This window comes from Vibrio mytili (assembly GCF_000830505.1).
Taxonomy (GTDB): Bacteria; Pseudomonadota; Gammaproteobacteria; order Enterobacterales; family Vibrionaceae; genus Vibrio; species Vibrio mytili.
The window spans coordinates 1-26,520 of the sequence record NZ_JXOK01000007.1; the positions used below are offsets into that span (position 1 = coordinate 1).

Consider the following 26,520-nt stretch of genomic DNA (forward strand, 5'->3'; position numbering starts at 1 on the left):
AACCCCCCGAAGAACTCGACGATATCTTCAGTTGGCAGGAAATTCGTAAGCTCTCCAACGCGTTGACCTTTCAGTACGATAAAGTGGTTTACTTAATTGAAAATACGGAAGAAAACGCCCGACTGGTGCATGAGAACATCAAAGTATTGGACTACCCAAACGGCGACATCGCCATTCTTTACGGCCATCGCAAGCTACCTTTCAAAACCTTTGATAAGCTTGAGCACGTTCAACAGACTCAAATCGTCGACAACAAACGGTTAGGACAAGTTTTAAAATTTGCCCAACAGCAACAAGAAGAATTCGAGCAACAACAGAAACGTACACGCAGCAAAAGTGCCCCAAAACGACGGGCTCAACAGCGGGCGATCCAGGAGCAGTTACGAATCATCAACCCGGTATTAATCAACCCTGAGACCTTCAAAGCCAGTACCAATAAACGTTGACTCTCCTACTTGCTCAACTTATCTAACCGGACATTTCTACTTTGCTGACAATAGGACATTTTAAAGTGGGAATAACAAAAGGTGTAAACACAAAGCGAAAATGTCCTAATATTACCAAGTGAATTTGTCCTATATTCGCTTGGAGGTTTTAAGGATGCTAATAGCCATGAATGATCGCGAACTACAACGATTTTCTGTCATCCAAGATGTCTTGCACTGTAATCTTTCTCGTCAAGATGCGTCGCGAATTCTTGGTAATGAGTTCGGCCCTAACAAACTGTAACTCAAGACACTGTTGTCTCTTGCAAGTAATCATCACAGACTTCCAGTTTATACACTGTTTTGGATTGGACGAGATAATCACGCATTTCATTTCGTGCTTTTTGATAAAGTGCGTCCGTTAGTTGATGGTCTTTTTCCCATTGTGCTTTGCTTGGCCATTGCGCGTAGCCAACTAAAATATTGGGTCTCTCGGATGTGTGGAGCCTAGAGCCAAAGCTCCCGCAATTCTGATAAATGCTTTTGGTCACTTCAAGCCAGGCTCTTCGAAATAGAGACTCTGTTCCTTCTTTTATTTCGAATTCGTACACCGCTATAAACATATTACTCTCCGTATAGTATTGTTGGGTTTCATTTTAGTTACCCTGTAACCTTGGTTTGAACATTTAGCATCTGGAGATATTCATTAACCCGTTGAAATATGGAGTCTTATATACTTCTCTGGGAACTGGTAACGAAAACGTTTCCCTAGTTTTAAATTGGACTTTACGTATTGGCAGACTTTTTTGTCTCCGGTGCCAGATACACGTTTTATTCTGGCTTTACTGCCCTTGTGCTCCATTTCTATCATCACGTCACAGTAACCGTGATAACCGTCGAACCTACCGCTCACTTTACTTTGTAGTTGTTTCTTTATCTTTCTAGCAAGCGGGTTTGTTTCTGCATCGTCCGACAAGGCCGGAAAACCAAGAGAAACCAAAGCCATAAACGTGACAACGTATCTTTTCATTTAGCTTTACTTATCTATCGTTAACTCATTGGCTTATCATTAATTTTTAATGATGCTAATACAAAAATGGGACGCAGTTTTGCGTCCCATTTAACACGGATAAGTAATGGTTAAGAAACATCAGATGGGCACTGTTTGAAGTCCGCTATGCGCGCTTTTTACCTTTGCTGGTTTTAAAACTTGATGAGGAAAAACGTTCCTGATCCTTTGTTGAGTCTTCTTCGGTACTTGTTTTGAGAATACCAAGCGCATACCTGTGCGCTGGTTGTAGACTTTCATCTCACCAGTGAACGGGTTATGTTCGCTAATATCTTCCAAATTGTGTTTAAAAGTTGGTGGAAGATGCCCTTTCACTTTACTTATTTTCCCATCGCTAAAGGAGACTTTGAGTACCGGTCTATCAACAGCGATAAGCCAAAAAATAACAACAGCAGCGATCAATATTACGTATAACATTTGCACTCCTTAACTGGACAGTAGCTTACTCAAATCTTCTTTAATTGACGTTACCTTTTTACTCGCTTTCTCGCTTCTTGATGCTTCAGAGACAAGGTATTCAATAGCATCGGAAAGCGTACAGCCTAGTTCGTTCGCACGATTTGAAAGCTTCTCCCAGACGCGATAGTCCAGATCAATCGACTTTTTCTTTGTATGAACTTGCTCTGAGTTAAAGTGGCGTTTTCGTTTGGCACGGATCGCCTGTTTAAGCTTGTTGTCTAGCTCTTCTGACATATGATTTTCAATCCAAGCGAGAACAAGGGTTGGTTCGTGCTCGAGGCCACGCAGCTCTTGGATAGCAGCATCAGCTTCACTCGAGTCAATATGTCGAGTAATTGCCTCTCCGTCCTTCCACTTTTTTATCAGATACGTCCATTTCCAACCGCATTCTAAATTTTCAAGTTGCTGATATTTCATCCTTTCCGACCCGTGAATAGTACCTGGTGACAGCGTAACCCATAACGTTACGTTCAAGCAAACAAATCTGTCTGAAGTATCGATGTTGATCACCCATTTGTCTAAATATCACCCAACAAAAATTTTCGTGTTTGTTTGCCAACACTCACCGAGAATGAATCAAAGTGGTGAAACCTGCATCTCAACGCCATTTAAGTATATAATGGCGACAAGAGACTAATTTATGATGATATTTAATGAACCAACTTAATTGGCAAGACGTTACGCCTTCGTTCGATCAATACGAAGCGCTTTTGAAGTCTGCTTCAACACTACCTGAAAAAACATTTCTCGATTTGCAGCCCCGACTGTCGGCCACAATCTCCCGTTTTACTAGTATGAATAGCCTTACTCGGGTATTACTGGTTAACAGTGTTGATAATTCAATATACCGTGGTTTTATCTGTGACGCGTTGGAAAATTGCGCTTCAATCCCCGTTGTCTCTACGGAATCTCTTGATATCAAGATCTTATTTGATCGCTATTGCACTAGCCCGACAGGTGAAGTGACATTTGAAGCTGGTTTAATGTCGAAGGCCAATGGCGGATATTTGATCGTGCCTGCCAATTTAATTCTGGCGAACCCTGGGTACTGGCCAGCAATTAAGTCCGCGATTCAAAAGCAAGCTTTCGCTCCGATGAACCTAAGCCCTAACCGACTTGCTTCTGAAGCTGTCAACGCCAACACGTACGATGTAAAACTTATCGTGACCGGAGATCGCAGCCAGTTGGCTGACCTCGAATATGTGGATGATGACTTTACTTCCGGCTTTAGTATGTACACGGAAGTTGAAGAAGACATTCACCTTTCTGAAACAAATCTGGCGCTGTATCTCGGTTTTGTTAACTGGTTATGTGCTGAATACAAGCTCCCTACTTTGGATGAGCCAGCTTTAAGAAGATTAATGCTTGCAGGTATGCGATACACTGAGGATCAGCATTATCTGCCCCTTGGCGTTCTTTGGCATAGCCAACTGCTCAATCTTGCCTGCCAACACAGCGACAGCGAGGTAATCAGCTACGATGCGATAGATAAAGCGATAGACGACAAGTATTATCGCGAATCGTATCTGCCTCAACGTGCAGTCTATGACATTCTTGATGGTCAGGTGATCATTGAAACCACAGGTGAGCATATTGGTCAGATTAATGGATTAACGGTGATTGAAATGGCCGGCCACCCTGTCTCTTACGGTGAACCTGCACGTATTTCCTGTGTTATTCATTTTGGTGATGGTGATGTCTCTGATGTCGAACGCAAAGCGGAATTGGGCGGAAACCTTCACGCAAAAGGAATGATGATCATGCAAGCTTTTCTGAGTTCTGCAATGAATCTTGATGAACCGTTACCTTATTCTGCTTCGATTGTATTCGAACAATCCTACAGTGAAGTCGATGGAGATAGTGCATCTCTCGCTGAGTTATGCTGTTTTGTTAGTGCGCTGTCTGAGTCACCTGTAAACCAACAAATTGCGGTAACAGGCGCTGTGGATCAATTTGGTCGAGTTCAGGCCGTCGGTGGATTGAACGAGAAAATCGAAGGCTTTTATCAAGTCTGTAAGCATCAGGGGTTTACTGGACATCAAGGCGTTATTATGCCTAAATCTAATTTAAAGCATCTCGCCTTACACAAAGATGTCATTGAAAGTGTTCAAAATGGTCAGTTTAACATCTGGGCCGTATCGACGGTTGATGAGGCCATCCCAATCTTAATGAACAAGCCATTTCGAGGCGAAGAAGGCAGTATTATTGAGAAAATTGCCGAACGTATTGACAACTTTGAAAGGCACGAGCATTCAGAAGGAATTGTGCAGCGCATCAAAAACTGGTTTGTTAAGCACTGATCGGAGTTGTTTAGCTTACACGTGTTCACTAAGATGCGTCTGTCAAAAATTGGAGTAATTGATAATGCAAAACAAACGTGATTCTTATAACCGTGATGATCTTCTTGCTTCTAGCCAAGGTGAACTGTTCGGTCCGGGTTATCCACAACTTCCTGCACCAAACATGCTGATGATGGATCGTATTTCCAAAATGTCAGAAACCGAAGGTGATTACGGCAAGGGTTTAATTCTTGCGGAATTAGATATTACTCCGGATCTTTGGTTCTTTGATTGTCACTTCCCTGGTGACCCAGTTATGCCTGGCTGTCTTGGCTTAGATGCGATGTGGCAACTTGTAGGCTTCTACCTTGGTTGGGTCGGCGGCAAAGGTAAAGGACGTGCTCTAGGCGTCGGTGAAGTGAAATTTACCGGTCAAATTCTTCCTACCGCGAAGAAAGTCACTTATGAAATCCATATGAAGCGCGTGGTAAACCGCAAGCTAGTCATGGGGCTAGCCGATGGCCGAGTATGCGTTGACGGCAAAGAGATCTACGTGGCGAAAGACCTTAAAGTCGGTCTATTCCAAGATACTTCAAACTTCTAGAACAATCTTGAAGCTATCTTAAAAAATAATGAAAGGTTCCGCTTGGAGCCTTTTTTATTGCCGATAAATAAAGGCAATCTCATAAATGCAGAAAAGGCTCTTATGAGCCCTTTCAGATCCTTACATATGTATGTGGGAGTTATTTATAGAGACCAGAGTTTTTTTCATCTCTGGCATCACGCCAACCACCTAACCAATACGACCGAGCGTCAACTTGCTGATATGGGCAAGCCTCTTGAGACCTTCCATTTAATCCAGCTTTGTAGCCTTGAGATTGAGCTCGTTCTAGGCGATCACGCTTTTGTCTCTTCATAGTTAATTCCTCATACAGATCCATTTAAAAACGTACTTCTGTTTTTGTGAAACTTTGATGGAGTTTTTATGACTCCACTTATAAGAATCGATCAAGTTTCGGATTTTCTCAAGACATAAAAAAGCCCAGACTCATTTCTGTGAGTCTGGGCTTGAAATGAAAATTTTTAATATTTTCTGCGGAACCCAAGTAGACCTAGCATGGTCAAAGTTAACCAACCAAAGCCTGCTCCACTGCGCTCTGCGTTTTCTACTTCTATGCTGCGAGTCACAATATCATCACTCGTCGCATCAGGGATCGGAAGCAACTTAACGGCGACGACTTCTTCAGTGCCATCACAAGAAGCATTGTTGTCTGTAGAACGGTAACCACCCGCACACTTCAAAGCCGTACCAGAGATCACACCCGCATCGTTAATATCGGTTGCATCTATGATACGGAATTCATTGTTTGCTTCTGATATAGCATCATTTGCATCACCATTGGTTAAGTCATCCAAGAACCAAGCTTTACTACTAAACAATGTGTCTGCACGGTCGGAATTTGTGCCATTACCACTGTATGGGTAGATGAAAGCGCGTTTACGACGTGCCTTACCGTCTTGCTCACGGATTGAGTTAGCGTCTAACTGACCAACAATCTCGTTGTAGTTGTTAATCGAGCCAATTTTACCACCCGCACCATCAAAAAAGATTCCAGAGGTAAAATAGCTTGCACTGATGCTGTCAGAGCGAACATCATTCACAACAAACAAACGATTCGCATAGGCACCCGATTGTACTTTGCTTCGCTTCGCTTCACCAACCGCGACAAATTGATCGTTCACATCAGTTAAACGTGAATTGGAGTGAATACTCTCTCCACTCTCTCTTTGGCGTGCACCGCTAACCACTTTGTTTTGCCAAGTGACCGAGTCATCAATTACGCCTTCTGAACTGAGTTCACCAACAAAAACGGTCGCGTTTAGCTGGTTACGATCGTTGTCATAAGTATTGTAGCCAACGCCGTAAACGGTCGTGCCATCAACAACCACGTCACGCATACTGCCTTGGGCTAGACGCTCGTTTTCTTTAGACTTCGCGCTCGGCCAGTCGAGCTCAGAGACATTACCGTTTTGGTCCCAGATTGCGGCTTTTGAAGTATGGTGTGTGCCATTGGTGTTACTCGCCTTTCTAGAAACACTACCTACCGTGAAAACGCCATTGGTTGCCCAAGCTCGGCTTGCCACCACTTCTGCATCATCGTCACCAGTAATGATGTTTGGCACCACAGGCGCAACAACCGTATTACGAGTTTCGAGAGTTGAGGAATCATCCGCGCTGACAATACTTTGGTTACCCACTACAGAGCCATCAGCGGTAAGGCTATTAATTATATTATTGTATTGGTTTGAATACGCACCACCTTCATCCTCAACAAACGCTAACGCATTGGACGCGTAATCTTTCTCGTTGCGTTCCTTATTCCAAGGAGCCCAGTTAAGTCGTGCCCAAGAGTCGCAAGTGTTGTAGCCAAGGTGACGTTTACAATAGTTTTCAAAGTCATCACGCTCCTCAAGGTAGTAAAAACCCGCATCCATAGCAAAAGGCACTTCTTCTCTGTAGCTGTTGCCATCAACCGCTTGGCCTGAAGAAATCAGGGTTGCACGCGTTTCTAATGCAAGCTTGAACTGCTCTGCTGTACAGTTAGCCGCTGCATCAAAACACCCTAACGCAAAAGGCGAACCCGTCGATACATCTTCGACATCACCTTGTTGAATCGCCACGCCATAAGCGGTTTCGTAGTCACCGTTAGACCCATGATCTTGAGGTGAAACCTCGACAACTTGATACAATGCGGCATTTGCGCTCATTGCTGTGCCGACCATCATCGCGATGGTCGTTAATTTTAGTGTGTTACTACAACTCATTGAATTCTTAACTATCCTGTTGCATTGCTTCGAGTTCTTCCCATCTCTCGAAGGCGATTTCCAACTCCTGCTCAAAAGCAGTTAGCTGTTCCAATACGGGTTGAGTCTGATCTACAGGCTTAGCGAAGAATTCCGGGTCATTCACTTGTTCCTGCAGTGCCTCAATATCCGACTCTAATTGTTCTAATTTCGCTGGAAGAGACTCTAACTCTCTCTGTAGCTTATATGATAACTTCTTCGAATTGTTCTTAGGTTGAGCTGTTTTGGGAGTTTCCTCAACCACTTTCGTTTTCGTTTCTGCTTTTTCAGTCGTTTGACGTGTCGCTAATGCTTGGTCACGTTGCTGCCTTGCATCATGATAACCACCGACAAACTCTTCAATGATACCGTCCCCTTCGAAGATCCAGCTCGTTGTAACCGTATTATCAACAAACTCACGATCGTGACTCACCAAGAGTAACGTACCCTGATAGTTGGCAAGCATTTCTTCCAAAAGTTCCAACGTTTCGATATCCAAATCGTTAGTTGGTTCATCGAGAATAAGTAAGTTGTTTGGTTTCAGTAAGATACGGGCAAGCAATAGGCGATTTTTTTCACCACCAGAAAGCGCTTTTACGGGCGTTCGGGCTCGTTTTGGTGCAAACAAGAAATCTTGAAGGTAGCTAAGTGCATGGCGCTGTCGCCCGCCGACCATCACTTCTTGTTTGCCATCAGCGAGGTTATCAATCACCGTTTTTTCTGGATCAAGAATCTCACGGTATTGATCAAAATACGCGACCTCAAGCTTCGTGCCACAATGCAAGCGACCAGCTTGTGTTTCCAACTGTCCCAACAGTAACTTAAGTACAGTACTCTTACCACAGCCATTTGGTCCGATTAATGCGATACGATCGCCGCGCATGATATTGAAGCTGAAATCATCAACGATTTTCTTACCGTCATAAGAAAAGGCGATATTTTCTGCTTCAAAAACAATTTTACCCGAACGAGATGCATCATCGATATTGAGATTCACTTTACCTTGTACATCACGACGATCTCGGCGTTCTTCACGTAACTTTTTAAGCGCACGCACACGCCCTTCATTTCGCGTACGACGTGCTTTAATTCCCTGACGAATCCAGACTTCTTCTTGTGCGAGTTTCTTGTCGAATTCAGCATTTTGCATTTCTTCGACACGAAGCATCTCTTCTTTTTCTGTCAGATAGTTTTCGTAATCACCAGGAAAAGACGCAAGTTGCCCACGATCCAGATCCACAATACGTGTTGCCATTGATTTAATAAAAGCACGGTCGTGTGAAATGAAGATGATCGAACCCTTAAAATCCTTAAGGAAGTTTTCTAACCATTCGATGGTAGTGACATCAAGGTGGTTAGTCGGCTCATCTAAGAGCAATACGTCTGGATCGCAAACCAACGCACGAGCCAAAGCCGCTTTGCGTTGCCAGCCGCCCGATAAGTCGCTCAGTTTCGTTTCAGGGCTCAACTTCAGTGCACTCAGGACGTTTTTAACGCGATCATCAAAACGCCACGCATTGGAGTGATCGAGCTGTTCCTGAACTTTTGCAAGACGGTTAATGTGTTTTTCGCTTGGGTCACTCGCAACAAGATCGAGAAGATCGTGGTAGATCTTTAATTGCTCGCCAATTTCAGCCAAACCGCCCGATACATATTCGTATACCGTCCCTTCTTGGTTACGCGGTGGATCTTGTTCTAAGCGAGAGACGACGACATCCTGCGTCACTTGTATTTTGCCGTCATCTAACACGATGTCACCGGCTAACACTTTCATTAATGTTGATTTACCGGCACCGTTTCGCCCTACTAAACACACACGTTCGTTTTCTTGTAAAGCGAACTCTGCGTGATCGAGTAGTGGGTGGTCGCCAAATGCAAGTTGAGCATTATGTATGGTAAGTAATGCCATTATATTCCAACCAGTTTGTGAGTTGTTCCAAGTCAAACGGCCAGTTCAACTCAGATTCTTGATATTTTAATACAGGAATTGTGACACCGTAACGAGAAAAGAGATCGTTATCGAATGCAATATCAACGATGTCTGTCTGTTTTGCCAAACCGACGTTTTCCACCAAAGCAAATGCCATCTCACATAGATGGCATCCCTCAGTGCTATACAATATCAGCACATCAAATCCTTTTTAACATCAATCTATTAGTCTGCGTGTGTCACTATCCAACAGTTGTGGATGTGTTTGTTGCGAGCAAAGTCTAACGGCAGTGTTTGTGACGAAATATTTTGAGCCTTCAATCCTAATTCAGCTAACGCAGCTTCGTCCATCTTAAAGTGGCGCTTGTTGTTTGAGAATACAATCGTGCCACCATCTCTAAGTAGACGCTTAAGATTAGCCATCAACTTAATGTGGTCTCGTTGTACGTCAAAAGACGCCTCCATTCGCTTAGAGTTTGAGAAGGTTGGTGGATCAATAAAAATAAGATCGTATTCACCTTTCGCGTTTTCTAACCATTGAAGACAGTCTGCTTGTTCAAATCGATGTTGACGCCCTACACAGCCGTTAAGCTGCATATTGTCCTTTGCCCAATTTAAGTACGTATTCGACATATCGACAGTAGTGGTTGATTGAGCACCACCAACCGCAGCGTGGACCGTAGCACTACCTGTATAGGCGAATAGGTTTAAGAAATCCTTTCCTTTTGCCATTTCGCCTAGTCGACGACGAGTAATCTTATGATCAAGGAAAAGACCAGTATCAAGGTAGTCGTGAAGATTTACAATCAGCTTCACACCGTATTCATGGACTTCTAGAGTTTCCGACACCTGACCTAATTTTTGATACTGATTACGCCCTTTTTGCTTTTCACGAACCTTAAGTACGACCTTGTTCGCTTCGACACCCGTTACCTGAATGGTTGCACGAATGATATCAGTCAAACGACGCTTTGCTTTTTCTTCAGGGATGTTTTTGGGTGCTGCGTACTCTTGAATGACAATTTGTTTACCGTAGACATCAATAGCAACATTGTATTCAGGAAGATCGGCATCGTAGATACGGTAGCAATCAAGTTCTTCTTTACGAGCCCACTTACCGATCTTACCCATGTTCTTTTTCAGACGATTAGAGAAGTCGGGAGCGATTTGAACCGGCTTATCTGCGCCTTTGACTTCTTCCTCAGTACGCTCAGCAATGCTGTAGTTTTTTTGGTGACACGGTAACGCACCGTTGTTGAGTTTGAACTGTTTGTCAGCACGCATACGTAAACAACTCAGTAGCTCATCTGAACTCGAGAAAATAGACGCTTTGCAGCCACCAAACTCAGATTTAAGCTGACCACCGAAAGCCGTATACAATGCTATCAAACCCGGTTCCGTCCCCAAACGTTCACCATAGGGTGGGTTTGATACAATCACACCATGTTCGAATCCTGATGGACGCTTAATCGTTGCAGCATCACCAAGAGTGAACTCGATAAGCTCTTCAACACCAGCACGACGTGCGTTATCTTGCGCAACTTTCAATACTTTAGGGTCGTTATCGAAACCGAAAAACTTTGCGTCAACTTTTTTGACACCTCGGCGAGCCTGTACGTTTGCTTCCGATTTAATTTCCGCCCATACTTCTGGTTCAAAGTCTTCTAAAGACTCAAAACACCACTGTTTACGTTTTACACCTGGCGCCATATTTGCCGCCATCATCGCCGCTTCAATTAACAGCGTGCCAGATCCACACATTGGGTCCAGCAATGGCTGATGTCCATCCCAACCACAGCGTTGAATAATTGCGGCTGCGAGTGTTTCACGAAGCGGTGCACGCCCCGATTCTGGACGGTAACCCCGTTGATGAAGACCACTCCCTACCATATCAACACCAAGCAACGCTTTTTCCTTGTGCAAGCGAACATGAACACGCACATCTGGTTGTTCTTTACTAATGTTTGGGCGAGGCAAACCTTTCTTTTCAAAACAATCAACGATGCCATCTTTGACTTTCATTGCACCGTATTGACTGTTGCGAATTTCACGGTTGGTACCGTTAAAATCGACGACAAAACGTTTAGAACTGTGGAACTGATTGACCCAATTAATGGCCATGGTCGACAGGTACAAATCCATGTCGCTGTTACAGTTAAATTCAGCTAATACACGTACAAATCGAGACGCCAAGCGGCTCCACAAACAACAGCGATAAACTTGTTCATTGGTTGCTGTAAATTTTACGCCTGCCTGTACTGGTTTCGCACTTTCGATGCCTAGTTTAGTCAGTTCTTCAGCAAGCAAGTTTTCCATGCCATTTGAAGTTACCGCGAGATATTGATTCATAGTGTTCTTTCGCTGATAAAAAATGGCTTCAATTATACCTGACTTTACGATCAATGCCTCGTTTTTAAAGACAATTTCCTACTCGTTAGCGCAAACACTCACCAGTTTACATTTAGTTCAGCATAAGAAGAGTGCCTCAGCAGGCTTAACTTTGTTCGTAGCCTCGCCAGCACTGTGACTTCTAGCATTAAATCACTTGATGATTTTGATCTGAAAGTTCCGACATTAATTAAATACGCTCCTTTATCACGGATTCGGCTCCCCATTGATATATGGTTCAAATCAGAGAAGTGAATACTTATTCACGTTAATTTTGGTATATACCAGATGTAAATTGACCCTGTAATTTACTTTCAGAATCCTCTTATAGAGGAATAAACGGTGAAATATTAGGCAGGGTATTGCCTAGTTTTTGAGAAAATATTAAGAAAAAAAGTAGAACAAAGGTGACTTGCTTCATAGTTATTTGTCTATAAAGCGTTCAATTTCATTACAAAATGACTTTGGTAATCATCAGATCGGGAGAATCAATAAAGATAAGGACAAAAAAAATCGACCCATACTGGTCGATTAAAGCAAACAAAGGAACGAAATAAGGAATCTAAAAAGGGGTTAGCCAACCATTGCCATCGGTGCGATAACGAATAAATGGTTGGCGCAAGACATGCGATCGTGCATAACTTTGATAGGCTGACCAAACTCTAGTGCCTTGTTACCGTCTAAAACAAACTCATCTTGACCAACATAAGCACATAAACTGGACGTTTCTCCAGGTTCAAGAACAATAAATACACCATCTGAATATTGATTGGTTAAGAAGACCATGTCCCCTTCTTCTGGCTCATGACCAACAGATTGAGCATCGAAGAACCAACTTTTTGGTTGTACTGGTTTATGAAAGCGTTTAGCCGCTACGCAGTATAGAGTGAGTTCAGCTTGGCGGTATTCACTGATGTCGAGACAACGGATGCGTTCGTTGAAGGTTTGAAACGCGCTGGCGTCATCTACGGTGAATTCGTTGATTGAGAAGGCACAGTTGACCAATAGTTTTCGAGGGAGGTTGGTTTGAAAAATCATGTCCTCCCCCAGGTCCAGCATTAAGCAAGCTTTATGCTCGTCAAAATACCAATTCCATTTGTCGCTGGGTTTAAGCATTATTCCGTTCTCTCTTAACTAGTTGTATATCAGTGATAAAGAGGTAAGAAGCTTAATTACCTACTCTTGAATACTTAAATTTTACAAATGAACGGATAAAAAAAAAGAGGAAACAAATTCCTCTTTTTCTTGGTCAAACTGTCGCTGATTTATACTTTTGTTGAGTGTCGCTATACGTTTTTAACAATATCGCGTACTAAACCTGGACCATGGTAAATAAAGCCAGTATAAACTTGAACCAATTGCGCACCTGCCATGAGTTTTTCTTTTGCAGCAACAAAAGAGTCGATACCACCCACTCCAATGATTGGCAGTTTGTCTCCAAGTTCTTCATGAAGTTTACGGACAACTTCTGTAGAGCGAGACTGTACTGGACGACCGCTCAATCCACCGGCCTCATTGGCATGCTTCATTCCCTCTACAACCGCTCTATCAAGTGTCGTATTCGTTGCAATAACGCCATCGATATTGTTTTTCACTAAAGAGCCACAAATCTGAGTAATTTCGTCATCACTCAAATCCGGTGCGATTTTTAATGCCAACGGTACGTACTTACCGTATTTTTCTGCCAGTTCTGCCTGTTTCGCTTTAAGTTCGGAAAGCAAATCATCAAGCGCTTCGCCATATTGCAACGAGCGTAACCCTGGAGTATTTGGTGAAGATATATTGACTGCGATGTAACCTGCGTATTCGTACACTTTTTCCATACAAATCAGGTAGTCCTCTGCCCCATTCTCTATCGGCGTGTCTTTGTTCTTACCAATATTGATGCCCAAAACACAATCGAACTTGGCTTGTTTAACATTTTCAACTAAGTGATCGACACCTAAGTTGTTAAAGCCCATTCGGTTGATGATGCCTTCCGCTTGGATCAATCGGAACAAACGAGGTTTATCATTACCAGGTTGGGGACGAGGAGTCACGGTACCGACCTCTACGAACCCAAAACCCATAGCGTCAAACGCTTCGATGCATTCACCATTTTTATCTAATCCTGCAGCCAGGCCGACAGGGTTACGAAAAGTGAGTCCCATGCATTCGACTGGACGATGAGGTAACTGTTGACGATAAAAAATATCGAGAGGAGTGCCGGTAAAACGTTTGAAGTTCTTGATAGCAAGGTCATGTGCCTTTTCGGCATCAAGTTGAAAAAAGCCAGTTCTGGCTAGACGGTAAAGCATTGTGCCTCCGAAAGAAAAAAGCCCCGTGTAAACGGGTCAATATTATTTACTGTTTTCTATCTCAATTCAATGGAAATGCACGTATTAGCTAAAATATAAAGTTAATATTTTATACTTACTTTAAAATCAACAAGTTGAAGTGGCTTTATTTTTGAGAAAGTTCATATTTTCTCATTGAATGTAATCGTTTGCTCATGTGTTAAACACAAAAAGCACACGTGACAGTGTAACTGAAATTTAGGTTATCTACGTTAAGTTTGCATTAAAAAAGCCCCCAGATGTATACATTTGGGGGCTTTTACTTGGTCGTTCTTGTCTATTTCATTTCTGCTTATCTATAGAAATGAGGAGTAACTAACCACCTACTCCGGCCCTAATCCTTGGATGAGCAATTTAAGTTGAGTAGTACCAGCTCACGCAGTGCAACAGAGAATTTGGCGAACTCATGCATCGATCCAACTTTGAATTCATTAAGAATACTTTCCCAACGATGCAAAGAAGGCTCATTCACATCCATCCAGTCTTCCAGAGCTGCCATGACGTCAAGCTCGTCCGATGCACATGCACAATTCAAAACTTGTGCAGTCAACTGGCGTTGCTGCCAGTCCAAATCTTCACGGAATGCAGCTCTCGCAAGTGCCTGCCAGTTGTTATCCACTGCTTGGCTATTGATTTGCTTCAAGAACCAATGTAGTGATAGGCGGTCACCCAAGTTAAAGTATAGTTTGGACGTCTGCTCGACTGTTTTTCCCGTCTCTTTGGCGATGGACGAAATATCCAACGCGCATTGGAGGCTCGTTAAACGTGATACTTGATGCGCAAGCTTTTCCTCGATCCCTTTTTTGATCCAGTTGTTAGCGAGATCATTATGCTCTTCGACTTCTGATTCTACCAACATCGTATCCAAGGTATCTGCCACAACATTAACGTCATGCTGATACATAGCAATGAGTTCTGCCACCGTAGACTTACTACTACGATTGCGCAACAGCCATCGTGAAATTCGACGCAGTGCTCGACGGATATTGAACAGGATCTCATACTGAGAATCCGCTGTTGCGATGTTGTCCAAAGCTCGCGTTTGTTCCAATATCTCGGCAAAGCCGAATATTTCTCGGGCGGCGCTATACGCGTTAGTAATATCAACGACGGTTGCACCTGTCTCTTCTTGAAGACGAGTAACAAAGTTGCATCCCATCTCATTGACCATCTGATTAGCAAGCGCAGTCGCAATAATCTCAGCGCGCAATGGGTGGTTGACCATTTGCGCCTTATAGTTACGGCGTAACGCACTTGGGAAATAGGCAACAAGCTGTTTGGCATGAAACTCATCATTCGCGATTTCGTCGGTGACCAACTGCTGTTTCAGAACCATTTTTCCATAAGCTACCAATACAGATAACTCTGGTCGGGTTAGACCAACACCTTGTTTTTCGCGTTCTATTAGGGTTTCATCATCTGGGATGTATTCTAATACTCGATCTAAGTACCCTGCTTTCTCCATGGTATGAATGAATCGAATTTGTTCTTTAACAATACCAACGCCCTGTTGTTCTGTTACCGAAATTGATTCTGATTGGCAATACGCATCATCCAGTACAATGTCACCGACTTCTTCTTCCATTGACTCTAGAATCTGGTTGCGCTGTTTAACGGTAAGATCGCCGTTAGAAACCAAACCATTGAGGAAAATCTTGATATTGACTTCATTATCTGAACAATCAACGCCACCAACATTGTCAACAAAGTCAGTATTCACTCGGCCACCGTTCAAAGCGTATTCGATACGGCCGCGTTGAGTCATACCTAAGTTGCCGCCTTCGCCGACCACCTTCGCTCTTAGATCACGTCCATCGATACGTAACATGTCGTTTGCTCGATCGCCAACATCGGTATGTGTTTCGGTCGACGCTTTGACATAGGTACCGATGCCACCATTCCATAAAAGATCAACCTTCATGGTTAAGATCGTCTTAATCAGATCGTTTGGCGCCATTGATGCTTTCTTGGTACCAAGCATTTTTTGGATTTCAGGCGACAGTTGAATCGACTTTGAACGACGAGAGAAAATACCACCACCTTGAGAAATCAACGCTTTGTTGTAATCTTCCCAACTCGATCTTGGAAGATTAAATAATCGGTTTCGTTCTTCCCAGCTTGTTGCGGCGTCAGGATTCGGGTCGAGAAATATATGCATGTGGTTAAATGCTGCTTGCAAACGAATATGTTTTGATAAGAGCATACCATTACCAAAAACATCCCCTGCCATATCTCCCACACCGATAGCGGTGAAGTCAGTGGTTTGGCAGTTAATTCCCATTTCGCGGAAATGACGCTTCACTGATTCCCAACCACCTTTTGCAGTGATGCCCATAGCTTTATGGTCGTAACCATTTGAACCGCCAGAAGCAAATGCATCACCTAACCAGAAGTTGTATTCATCAGATACCGAGTTGGCTAAATCTGAGAAAGTGGCAGTGCCTTTATCGGCCGCAACAACTAAGTAAGGATCATCTTCATCATGTCGAATCACATTCGTTGGTGGTACGACTTCACCTTCTATGATGTTATCGGAAATATCGAGCAGAGCACGAATAAAACGCTTGTAACAACGTTGACCTTCGGCAAAAATTTCATCCCTAGTCGTTAATGATGGTTGACGCTTGCAAACGAATCCTCCTTTTGCACCGACTGGAACGATAACCGTGTTCTTCACTTGTTGTGCTTTAACAAGGCCAAGAATTTCAGTACGGAAGTCTTCTTGACGATCTGACCAACGCAATCCACCACGAGCGACTTTGCCTCCGCGTAAGTGAACACCTTCAATATCTGGAGCGTAAACAAAAATTTCAAATGCTGGAACTGGCTGTGGAATCTCTGGAATATCACTTGGTTTCATCTTCAGAGATAACCAAGGTTTAGGCTGTTTGTCTTCGTCGGTTTGATAATAGTTCGTACGAAGCGTCGCATGATCATTTCCATGTAACGACGAATAATACGATCATCATCCAAACTTTCGACACGATCCAATTGCTCGGTGAGTTTTTTGACAAGATCATTTTGCCCTTTCTCACTGCCTTTGTTTTTCGGATCAAATCGCTTAGCGAATAGTTTCACTAGTCCTGTTGCGAGCTCAGGATAATGGCTCAACGTATCTTCAATGTACTGCTGACTAAATGGAAAACCTACTTGTCGCATGTAACGAGCGTAAGCTCGAAGGATGGAAATCTCTCGGCCCGTTAGTGAAGCACCAAGCAGTAGTCGGTTGAAGCCATCACTTTCTAGGTTGCCTGACCAAATTGCGGCAAACGCTTGCTGGAATCGATCGCGAGCTTCACGAAGATCAACGCTCTTCTCACTTTTATGGAGCATTGAAAAATCAAGGATCCAAAATGTACGTCCATTGTTTTTCACGATCTCATAAGGTGACTCTCCGATCACGCGAAGCCCGAGGTTTTCTAACATTGGCATCACGTCAGAAAGATGAATCGGCTCATCTCGGTGATAGAGTTTTAGGCGAACAGCTTTAGAATCCGTGCCCTCTTCTTGAGGTCGGTAGAACAGCATCCCCAGTTTATTGTTATCACTTAACGATTCGAGGCGTTCTATATCAGCAACCGCAGAACCTGGCATCATGTCTTCTTTGTATGAACGAGGGAAAGCGTTCATGTATTCTTTTGACAGTGGACGACCTTTGCTTTCACCTAGATTTGCAATGATCGACTCTTTTAATCGGTCTTCCCAAGAGGTGGAAACTTCCATTAAATTCTGCTCGATTTTCTTCACGTCTACATCAATATTGTTATTATCAACACGCACGATGTAATGGGTTCTAGCTAAAGGACTCTCAGAAAAGAATGTGGTAAATTCAACCTCCTCCTCACAGCCAAAGTATTGTTTAAATATGCGTTGTGTTTGTCGGCGTAACTCCGTGTTGTAGCGCTCTTTAGTGACGTACACCATACAGCTAAAGAAGCGGCCAAATGGGTCTTTGCGTACAAACAGACGCAATAGATCACGGTCTTGCATTTGCACAACGCCAGTGCCCACCTCGAGCAACTCTTCTTCATTGGCTTGAAGCAACTCATCTCTTGGGTAGTTTTCTAGGATGTTGTGCAGCGCTTTATAGGAATAAGAGCCTTGGCGGTAACCACTTGCCAGCAAAATTCGATCAACTTTTTCGCGAATTAATGGAATACTCTGCACCGCTTGGTTGTATACCGCGGAAGTGTAGAGACCAGAAAAACGGTGTTCTCCGATAACTTTGCCATTTTCGTCAAACTTTTTAATACCAATGTAATCGGTATAAGCAGGACGATGAATACGTGACGCTTTGTTACCTTTCGTAATGATCAAGGCGTAAGGCTTTTTCGCTTCCAGTCGTGCTGAGTCCGACATCTCAGAAAGCTTAATACTGCGAACGCGTTTATCTTCGGCAAAAAGACCTAGTCCCTTTTCTTTCGCTGGTCTAAGTTCTGTATCGCCATTCACTTCAACAAGGTCATAATCTTTATAGCCCATAAAGGTAAAGTTGTGTTCACCCAACCAACGAAGAAAAGCGATGGTTTCACCGATGCGCTCTACCTGGATAGAAACACGATCTTTGTTTTGTTCTAATTCATCAGTGACAGCCTTTAATTTTTCGACCATCGGGTGCCAGTCATTAACCACTAAACGTGTGTCAGAAAAAATGCTCAGTAGCTCTTCTTTCAATGCTTGCATTTCGTCTTTGCTGGTTAAGCGATCAACTTCAATATGGAACAGACTTTGAAGCATCCCGTCTTGACCATTGACCTCAGTAACATGACCTTGCTTGTCTCTTGTTAACTGGGTTGGGTTGTTTAGCATTAAATGACAAGTCAAATCTAGACGGGATAAAGCCATTTTGATGGAGTCAACTAGAAACGGACTATCTGGTACGACAACTTCAACAATGGTATGTGTCGATTGCCAACCTTGGCGGCTAATGTTTGGATTGAAAACTCTAACCGAAATCTCTTCGGGTTTCTTTTCATTTATATGGTGCCAAAGGCTGACCACCGCACCATACAGGTCGGATTCATTCCTCTGGATTAGGTCATCGTCAGAGATGTTCCTAAATAAGTGTTGAGCAAGTTTGGTTACAAGCGTTTGGTGAGAAAGCTCAAGTTTGTCTTGAATCAGTTGGTACACTTTTTCAAGCAGAACCGGCACTACATTTTCACGCGCGGTCATATTCACACTCCACGTTAGAATTCGTTGTTATTTTGTAGGGGGACTTAGCGTCAAATTTAAAATCTTAAGCTAAGCATAGGTAATGCGTTTGTTTATTGTAAAAGCATACTTACAAATGTTTAACAACTAATGGGCATGAAAATCAATGAAATGTTCGATTCTGTGATTGAGATTCCTATTTAACTCTCTGTAAATACGATTTATGACAGAGTTTCTAACTTTATAAACTTATTATTTTGGTCAGTTGTGAGTCTAAACTGACCGCGAACCCCCAGTTGACTAAGAAAAGGTCTAAATCGAGTAGCTGGCAGCTGTATTCTTAATCCATTGTGAGTCACAACTTGGACAGTGCTAGCGGCACCTGAGTAATGTGATACGAAGGTCTGATACGAAATATTGAGCGTAAAGTAATACTGATTCATAAATTAAAGAGTGGTCATCGAGACCACTCTCCGTTCCTATCTAACGTTATTTCCTATAGCTTAGTCGCTATTCTTCTAGTGCTTTCGTCACTTTCTCGAACAGGTCTTTCGCTAGATTGTCCATTGCTTTTAACTTCTCAAGCTCGTTGCGAATCAACGATTGACGTGCTTCATCATACTTACGGAACTTAAGAAGTGGATCAATCATGCGTGATGCAACTTGAGGATTTGAGTCGTTTAACTGGCGTAATATCTCACCTGCAAACTGATAGCCACTTCCCGACTTATCGTGAAAGCGCACTGGGTTCGCATTTAGGAATGAACCGATCAAGCTACGGGTACGATTCGGGTTTTTCAAGCTAAAGGCTTCATGCCCCATTGTCTCTTTGACTACTTCGAGTGCGTTTTCTGCTGGATTGCTGCCTTGAAGTATGAACCACTTATCCATCACCAAACCGTCGTGCTTCCATTTATCACTGTAATCAGTCATCAGTGCTTCACGACATTCTAGCCCTGCGTTGTTCGCTGCTGTCATTGCCGCAATCGTATCTGTCATGTTGTTAGCAGACTCATATTGCGCTTGAACGAGCTGATTACCCGCATCTGTATAGGCTAAAAATTGCAGACACTGATTCCGTAACGCTCGTTTGCCTATAGCTTCATGATCAATCGAGTAATCCGATTGTTTCAGCGTGTGGTATGTCGCACTGAATTCATCTTCTAGTTCTGAAGAAAGTGACACTGTAATGCTATTTAATACTTTATCTACTGCATCGATATCAACTTTCTGATACCAACCAGTAATTTCGTTAATTGAAGGTAGTGAGAGTACTTGAGCAATAAATGCAGGCTCTAAAGTTTCATCCAATACGACGCCACGAAATGCATCTATAAGATCTTCAGAAAGACGAATTTCTTTGCCTGATTGAACGTTAATGACATTTTGACGAATGTATTTTGCCAACAACATTTGGCTTGCATCCCAGCGAGCAAAATCATTGGTCGCATGCTTCATCAAGAATATCAGCTCGTCGTCATTGTAATCGTACTCCAGTTTCACTGGTGCAGAAAATTCACGTAGCAATGAAGGCACTGGTTTTTCTGCAACATTTTCGAATACGAATGTCTGTGTATCTTGTTTGATATCAAGTACGTTGTTAACTGATTTTCCGTTGATAACTAACGGAATCACTTGACCTTTCGCATCGTACAATTCGATATCAAATGGAATATGTAGCGCCTGTTTCTCAGCTTGGTCATGCGTCGCTTCAGTAAATTGTTCAACAGTCAGCGCGTAAGTGTTTGCATCTGCATTATATTCACTACTGACGCGTACTGTTGGTGTTCCTGACTGACTGTACCAAAGACGGAATTGTTTCAGATCCACGCCGTTTGCATCTTCCATAGCTGAGACAAAGTCTTCACACGTTGCCGCAGTACCATCGTGGCGCTCAAAGTAGAGTTTCATCCCTTTCTGGAAGCCTTCCTCACCCAATAATGTATGGTACATACGAATGACTTCACTGCCCTTTTCGTACACAGTTAAAGTATAGAAATTATTCATTTCTATCACTTTGTCTGGACGAATTGGGTGAGACATTGGGCTTGAGTCTTCAGCAAACTGAGGACCACGAATAATGCGAACATTATCGATACGGTTAACAGCACGTGAGCCGAGATCGGACGAGAACTCTTGGTCACGGAATACGGTTAAACCCTCTTTCAAGCTCAACTGGAACCAATCGCGACATGTCACGCGGTTACCCGTCCAGTTATGGAAATACTCATGACCAATTACCGCTTCAATACCAAGGTAATCTTTGTCAGTAGCGGTTTGATCATTAGCAAGAACGTACTTTGAGTTGAATATATTCAACCCTTTATTTTCCATCGCTCCCATGTTGAAGAAGTCAACCGCTACGATCATGTAGATATCTAAGTCGTACTCAAGACCGAATCGTTCTTCGTCCCATTTCATGGAGTTGATTAAAGAAGTCATCGCATGATTAGCACGATCAAGATTGCCTTTATCAACAAAAATTTCCAGATCGACACTACGCCCAGATACTGTTGTGTACTTATCACGAAGAACGTCAAAATCTCCCGCGACTAGCGCAAATAGGTACGCTGGTTTTGGGTGTGGATCTTGCCATTGCACCCAATGACGACCATTTTCTGCCTCACCCTCAGCAATACGGTTACCGTTACTTAGCAAAAATGGGTATTTGGCTTTATCGGCAATCACCTTAGTCGTGTACTTCGCCAACACATCAGGACGGTCTAAATAGTATGTAATTCGACGAAAGCCTTCCGCTTCGCACTGAGTACAAAATGCACCACCGGACTTGTATAAACCTTCTAGTGCGCTGTTACCCTCTGGATCTATTTTAGTGATGATCTCAAGGTCAAACTCGGCAGGGAGATCCGTCAAAACCAATGAAGCATCTTTAACCTCATGATGCGCCCAATCCTCTCCATTAACTTTGACCGAAAGCAACTCTAACCCTTCACCATCTAATTCAAGTGTATTGGTGTCACCCTTTTGAACAACCTTTGACAACGCAGTAACACGAGTGTCGTTGTCAAAAAGATCAAACGTAAGATCGATATCGGTAATAGTGTGAGATGGTGCTTTATAATCTTTACGATATTTGGCTTGAGGAGCTTGGGACATGTCGTAAATCCTTGTATGTCGAACTACAAAAATACCAATTCGCTCGACTTAATGTCTCGAATTGGTATCACGATATAAACTATTAGTAGGGGTTGCGGTATCAGAATACAAGTCATTATCAGAAAAAACTGGGGTTTTATCGAGTTAATCACATCTATCGGGCAATATTTAACCAAGTCTAGCCTAAAGCACTGCAAATGCAGACGAGACAAAGCATAATGTCGTTTCTACGACTTACTCTCGAACACTTCTCGTCATTATGAAACCTATTGCTTTTTGTTTCGCATTCATCAATCTCTAAGCATTAACATGCTGCCATCTCTAAACGCACAAAATCAACTATTGCGGGATGATAACTCGATTGAGTACCGCGTACATTTCACCGTTCGGGTCTTTAATGGTCAATTCATTTTTATTGAGCTTATACGTCGTACCTTGCTCACCATTTTCATATAAAAGAACCAAGTACTCATCCTCGGTATAGAAGACGCCTTGCTTTATCGATTCTTCTCCCGCTTCATTTGAAACACGAAACATAAACACAAAATCAGGTTGAAGAATGAGATCCATATGGTTGATGTTATTTGCCACCAGCCCTTCCCCGGAGACATGAGAACTAGACCATATACCGGCCAGTGCATTTGAGAGTCCTTTAGTGAACGTCACACCATTAAGATCAAGAGTGTTGTGATTGTTCAGATATTGGTAGATTTGTGGCTCATCGCTATTTAATCCAAGCACAATGGTGTTTTCGTTAGCGCTGTAGCTCCCTTCCCAATGGTCAACCGAATAATCACGTTTTTGAATATCAATTGAGAATAGGTAGTCAGAGCCTAACGTCAGCTTGATAACACGAAAGTCTTCCGTTGTCTCTTGCATAGAATTAGGATTAATCAAATACCATTCACCAATCAAGAATGGTGTATCGAAATGACTTAACTCGTCTTGCTTTACACTTGGGTTTTCCGCACTAGCAGCGACCACGTTAAAACACAGCAAGCTAAGCATAATAAAGAACCATTTCATATCGGCATCCTTATCGTTTTCTTATAGCTTAGGCTTTAGTCGGCACTCTCGCTAAAAATTAGATCAATATCACGTAATTTACTCGAGTGAAATAAGCGGATAACGCGCTTGTAATGCGGCAGATAGACGAAGATAAAACCATAAAAAAAGAGCGAGACCTTACGGCTCGCTCTTTTCATATGCATGAACAGTTGTTACGACTGCTTTTCTAGATTTAGCACATCAATCATAATTGATACTGATTCATCAAGATACGCGTCCGGAGCTTCATAATCTTTAGGTACATCATCTAAAGATTTGTATGCCTTTTTACCCAGCGCGACTTGTCGTTCATTAATTCGCTCCAAGCTTAGCGCGTCGGCTTTATCAGACTCTTCTTTGCGGACCTTTTCGTTTAGAGACAGCATGTTATCGTCTTTCTCTTTACGATACTTCTCAATGTCTTGTTTAATGAAACGAAATTCCATTTCATTATCAATACGTTGGTTATGAAGTTTGGTCAGCTTGGCAATCAACCCATCGTTATCTGGGTATGTTTGATAATTCGCTTTTTCAATACTATCCCAAGGTAGCGCATTCTCTTCGACGCTTTCGCCCGTTTCTGACGCTTCTACCGCGGTTGGGTAAGTAATATCCGGTGCAACCCCACGATTCTGAGTACTGCCACCATCAATGCGATAGAACTTTTGAATGGTGTACTGCACGTAACCAAGTTCTTTATCAAACAGATCGTAGATATGATTCAATGAACGGTGTTGCTGAACGGTCCCTTTACCAAACGAGTTTTCACCAAGAATCAAAGCACGATCATAATCTTGCATTGCAGCTGCAAATATTTCGGAAGCCGATGCACTGTATCGATTGATGAGTACAGAGAGAGGCCCGTCGTAGCTAATTTTGCCATCTCTGTCAGCGTTAACTTTAATACGGCCGTAACTGTCTCGCACTTGCACAACTGGACCATCTTTAATAAATAGCCCTGTTAATGCGGTCGCTTCTGTTAAAGCACCACCACCATTATTACGCAAATCAACGATCACGCCATCCACTTTTTTGGCGTTGAATTCAGATAGCAATTTGTCCGTATCTTTTGATAGACCAACATAAAAACTTGGTACTTCTAGTACACCAATTTTTTTGCCATCTTTTTCAATAATTTCGGATTTGACGGCTCGATCTTCCAGACGCACTTTGTCACGAACAATCGTGACAATGTAACTCTTAGCGTTATTCCCTTCAGGCAGAATCTGTAAGTTAACCTTGGTTCCTTTAGGTCCCTTAATTAGCTGTACAACATCATCTAAACGCCATCCGATGATATCAACAATTTCTTCGCCATCTTGACCAACACCAATGATGCGATCACCCTCGCCTAATTGCTTACTTTTTGAAGCTGGGCCTCCAACAACTAATGAGCGAATCACCGTGTAATCATCCGTCATCTGAAGAACGGCACCAATACCTTCAAGTGAAAGGTTCATCTCAGACTGGAATTGCTCTGCATTTCGCGGTGAAAGATAACTGGTATGCGGATCGACTTGACGAGAAAAAGCATTCATATAGACCTGGAATGCATCTTCGTTATTGGTTTGAGTAATTCGCTTCATGGCGTTGTTATAACGCTTTTCTAAAACTTCTTTAATTTCTGGCCATTCTTTGCCAGTTAGTTTTAGATTTAACGCGTCGTATTTAACACGCTTGCGCCATAACTCATTCACTTCCGCTTCATTTTTTGGCCATGCTTCTTTAGAACGATCAAGTTCAATTTCTTCATCTGTATCAAACTTGATTTCGTTATCAAGAAGAGTAAGCGCATACGCGAAACGTTCAAAACGCTTTCTCATCGCAAGATTATACACATCAAAAGCGATCTGATTGTTGCCCGCTTTTAGCTGGTCATCTAGTTGAGTAGACCAATCTTTAAAAGAGTCTATGTCTGCTTGAGTAAATATATTTCTATTGTAATCAAGCATTTCTATATAGCGTTCAAAGATCGCCTTTGAGAAGTCATCATCAAGACTGAAGTGCTTATAATGAGATCGGGTGAATCGAGAGGTAACTCGTTTACTGGCCGTTTCGTGCTGAACTTCCGGAGCAAGCACTGGCAAGTCTTTGAGGGTTAATTTGGCTTCTAGAGCCTGAGCTGATGATGCTGCCAGCCATAAGCCAGCAGCGATCAGTGTCAGTTTTGAACGGCAATTCATGCGTAGGAGTATCTCCTTTAGGCGCGCAAGTGCTCCGCTTTTACAACCATTTGTAGGCCGTTAGCTAGCTGAACACGTACATCATCCTTATTGATTTCAACAATGGTCGCTGCCATGTTTCCTTTACCCATGTTCACGTTTATTGCATTACCTACTGTAATTTCTTCAGCATTTAGTGCACGTGTTTCCACAGGCTTAGTCTGTTTTTGCTCTTTAGGCTTGTTAGAACGACGAGGCTGTTGCGGCTTTTTAGCTGCAGGTTTTGCTTTCGCCTTGCCTTCTTCACGAGCTTTTTGTGCTTGTTCCTTACGACGCGCTTGTACTTTTGCTTTGCTTTCAGCAAGTGTCGCTTTCGCGTGCTCTACGTGTTCTTCTTCTAGTTCACCACATGCGTTGCCATCAAGATCAACACGTACCGCACCTGGTTTAACACCATGAAGGTAACGCCATGATGAAGTGTACTGTCTTAACGCTGCACGAAGCTGAGTTTTGCTTACTTTTTCGTCTTCATTTAGACGTTCCGCAAGATCTTGAAAAATACCAATTTTCAGAGGTTTTGCTTCACCTTCTAAAGTAAAGCATTTAGGGAAACATTCAGCAATATATGCAATAACTTCTTTGCTGTTTTTTAACTTTTCAGTCATGAGGGGTCCTGGTTTGAGCGGATTTCCGCAGAGCATTAAGAAAAAATATTCTCGTATTATAGTGACATGACAAGGAAAAACCACACTCGCGGGTGAATTTATGCATTGTTCGCGTGTGAATTAAGCAGCTTTTCTACTTCAGACATCAAATGGACTAGGCCTTGCTCGTCTATTTCGTTAAATCGACCGATACTTGGACTATCAATATCAAGGACACCCGCTACCTCTCCATTAATCGAAAACGGAATCACAATTTCTGAGTTACTTGCGGCGTCACAAGCGATATGCCCTTCAAATGCATGAACATCGTAAACTCTTTGGGTCGTATTGGTTTTTGCAGCCGTCCCGCAGACACCACGTCCCATCGGAATACGGACACAAGCCGGCTTACCTTGGAACGGTCCAAGTACCAACTCATCGCCTTTGGTAAGGTAAAACCCTGCCCAATTGAGGTCTTCGAGCTCCATAAAGAGAAGAGCGCTTAGATTTGCTAAGTTAGCAATAAAATCTGGCTCTGACTCGATCAGGGCTGCAGCTTGTTTGGTGAGTGTTTGATATTGTTTACTGTTCATATTACTTTCCTACTTACTATATAACGCTTCCATTCTCACTGTATGGCGCTAAAATGCAGGCCTACTTAATAAT

The 26,520-nt window shown here is 42.8% G+C and carries 19 protein-coding genes and 2 pseudogenes; 3 read left to right on the forward strand and 18 right to left on the reverse strand.

Features of this window, described 5'->3' with window-relative positions; translation table 11 throughout:
• A pseudogene (locus SU60_RS03265) lies at positions 1-446 on the forward strand (ISNCY family transposase); the annotation flags it as partial.
• A gap of 284 nt (positions 447-730) precedes the next feature.
• Here SU60_RS03265 and SU60_RS03270 read toward each other — a convergent pair.
• The 4 genes from SU60_RS03270 to matP all read right to left on the reverse strand — a co-directional run bounded on the left by SU60_RS03270 (position 731) and on the right by matP (position 2,370).
• Positions 731-1,048, reverse strand: a complete 318-nt coding sequence (locus SU60_RS03270; RefSeq protein WP_041154303.1) for an antibiotic biosynthesis monooxygenase family protein — start codon at positions 1,046-1,048, stop codon at positions 731-733.
• A gap of 83 nt (positions 1,049-1,131) precedes the next feature.
• A complete protein-coding gene (locus SU60_RS03275; RefSeq protein ID WP_041154304.1) occupies positions 1,132-1,455 on the reverse strand; it encodes a hypothetical protein in 324 nt (107 codons plus the stop codon).
• A 120-nt stretch (positions 1,456-1,575) separates the two neighbouring features.
• Positions 1,576-1,911: a DUF3634 family protein gene (locus SU60_RS03280; protein WP_052481470.1), complete on the reverse strand. Its 336-nt coding sequence runs from the start codon at positions 1,909-1,911 to the stop codon at positions 1,576-1,578.
• 9 nt (positions 1,912-1,920) lie between these two features.
• Positions 1,921-2,370: a macrodomain Ter protein MatP gene (gene matP, locus SU60_RS03285; protein WP_041154305.1), complete on the reverse strand. Its 450-nt coding sequence runs from the start codon at positions 2,368-2,370 to the stop codon at positions 1,921-1,923.
• Between the two features lie 236 nt (positions 2,371-2,606).
• Between matP and SU60_RS03290 the strand changes: the two genes are divergently transcribed.
• Positions 2,607-4,253 (forward strand): AAA family ATPase, encoded by a 1,647-nt coding sequence (locus SU60_RS03290; protein WP_041154306.1) that lies wholly within the window; start codon positions 2,607-2,609, stop codon positions 4,251-4,253.
• Positions 4,254-4,317: 64 nt separating this feature from the next.
• Positions 4,318-4,836, forward strand: a complete 519-nt coding sequence (gene fabA / locus SU60_RS03295; RefSeq protein WP_041154307.1) for a bifunctional 3-hydroxydecanoyl-ACP dehydratase/trans-2-decenoyl-ACP isomerase — start codon at positions 4,318-4,320, stop codon at positions 4,834-4,836.
• A gap of 139 nt (positions 4,837-4,975) precedes the next feature.
• On the opposite strand, the gene rmf is transcribed toward fabA, so the two are convergent.
• The 14 genes and pseudogenes from rmf to SU60_RS03360 form a co-directional block, all read right to left on the reverse strand.
• Positions 4,976-5,149 (reverse strand): ribosome modulation factor, encoded by a 174-nt coding sequence (rmf, locus tag SU60_RS03300; protein ID WP_014231881.1) that lies wholly within the window; start codon positions 5,147-5,149, stop codon positions 4,976-4,978.
• Between the two features lie 166 nt (positions 5,150-5,315).
• Entirely contained in the window at positions 5,316-7,058 is a 1,743-nt protein-coding gene (locus SU60_RS03305) for a DUF3466 family protein (RefSeq protein WP_041154308.1), read from the reverse strand.
• A 7-nt stretch (positions 7,059-7,065) separates the two neighbouring features.
• On the reverse strand, positions 7,066-8,985 hold the full coding sequence (locus SU60_RS03310; RefSeq protein WP_041154309.1) for an ABC transporter ATP-binding protein: 1,920 nt from the start codon (positions 8,983-8,985) through the stop codon (positions 7,066-7,068).
• On the reverse strand, positions 8,963-9,205 hold the full coding sequence (locus tag SU60_RS03315) for a glutaredoxin family protein (RefSeq protein ID WP_041154310.1): 243 nt from the start codon (positions 9,203-9,205) through the stop codon (positions 8,963-8,965). The genes SU60_RS03310 and SU60_RS03315 overlap by 23 nt, the downstream gene beginning before the upstream one ends.
• Before the next feature lie 26 nt (positions 9,206-9,231).
• On the reverse strand, positions 9,232-11,355 hold the full coding sequence (rlmKL, locus tag SU60_RS03320) for a bifunctional 23S rRNA (guanine(2069)-N(7))-methyltransferase RlmK/23S rRNA (guanine(2445)-N(2))-methyltransferase RlmL (RefSeq protein ID WP_041154311.1): 2,124 nt from the start codon (positions 11,353-11,355) through the stop codon (positions 9,232-9,234).
• 612 nt (positions 11,356-11,967) lie between these two features.
• Positions 11,968-12,510: a cell division protein ZapC gene (locus SU60_RS03325; RefSeq protein ID WP_041154312.1), complete on the reverse strand. Its 543-nt coding sequence runs from the start codon at positions 12,508-12,510 to the stop codon at positions 11,968-11,970.
• Between the two features lie 170 nt (positions 12,511-12,680).
• Positions 12,681-13,691, reverse strand: coding sequence for a quinone-dependent dihydroorotate dehydrogenase (gene pyrD / locus SU60_RS03330; protein WP_041154313.1), 1,011 nt, complete (start codon positions 13,689-13,691; stop codon positions 12,681-12,683).
• Positions 13,692-14,064: 373 nt separating this feature from the next.
• Positions 14,065-18,905, reverse strand: a pseudogene (locus tag SU60_RS03335) (NAD-glutamate dehydrogenase).
• A 200-nt stretch (positions 18,906-19,105) separates the two neighbouring features.
• Positions 19,106-19,327: a DUF2835 domain-containing protein gene (locus tag SU60_RS21190; RefSeq protein WP_084735576.1), complete on the reverse strand. Its 222-nt coding sequence runs from the start codon at positions 19,325-19,327 to the stop codon at positions 19,106-19,108.
• A gap of 67 nt (positions 19,328-19,394) precedes the next feature.
• On the reverse strand, positions 19,395-22,001 hold the full coding sequence (pepN, locus tag SU60_RS03340) for an aminopeptidase N (RefSeq protein WP_041154314.1): 2,607 nt from the start codon (positions 21,999-22,001) through the stop codon (positions 19,395-19,397).
• A gap of 339 nt (positions 22,002-22,340) precedes the next feature.
• Positions 22,341-23,027 carry a hypothetical protein gene (locus SU60_RS03345; protein WP_041154315.1) on the reverse strand — a complete coding sequence of 229 codons (687 nt, stop codon included), beginning with the start codon at positions 23,025-23,027 and terminating at the stop codon, positions 22,341-22,343.
• 194 nt (positions 23,028-23,221) lie between these two features.
• Positions 23,222-25,231: a carboxy terminal-processing peptidase gene (gene prc, locus SU60_RS03350; RefSeq protein ID WP_041154316.1), complete on the reverse strand. Its 2,010-nt coding sequence runs from the start codon at positions 25,229-25,231 to the stop codon at positions 23,222-23,224.
• A 17-nt stretch (positions 25,232-25,248) separates the two neighbouring features.
• Positions 25,249-25,875: an RNA chaperone ProQ gene (gene proQ, locus SU60_RS03355; RefSeq protein WP_041154317.1), complete on the reverse strand. Its 627-nt coding sequence runs from the start codon at positions 25,873-25,875 to the stop codon at positions 25,249-25,251.
• Between the two features lie 98 nt (positions 25,876-25,973).
• On the reverse strand, positions 25,974-26,447 hold the full coding sequence (locus SU60_RS03360; protein WP_041154318.1) for a GAF domain-containing protein: 474 nt from the start codon (positions 26,445-26,447) through the stop codon (positions 25,974-25,976).
• Positions 26,448-26,520: the final 73 nt, after the last annotated feature.